Genomic DNA, 232 nt, shown 5'->3' with positions numbered 1-232 from the left:
GTTTCAACACACAGCCGCCCGAAGGCGGCTGGATCTCGCAGGTTTTAGCATCTACGCAGCGTCCAAACAGTTTCAACACACAGCCGCCCGAAGGCGGCTGGGGGCGCAAGTCAAATCCGCGAACTGGGTATTTTCGTTTCAACACACAGCCGCCCGAAGGCGGCTGGCAAAGTGCGCGCTGCCTACACGCTGGCGGGCGGAGGTTTCAACACACAGCCGCCCGAAGGCGGCT

Origin of the sequence: Neisseria sp. HMSC70E02 (assembly GCF_001838645.1) — a bacterium.
GTDB classification, from domain to species: Bacteria; Pseudomonadota; Gammaproteobacteria; order Burkholderiales; family Neisseriaceae; genus Neisseria; species Neisseria macacae.
The sequence above is the reverse complement of the archived record's forward strand: the minus strand, read 5'-3'. Positions refer to the sequence as shown.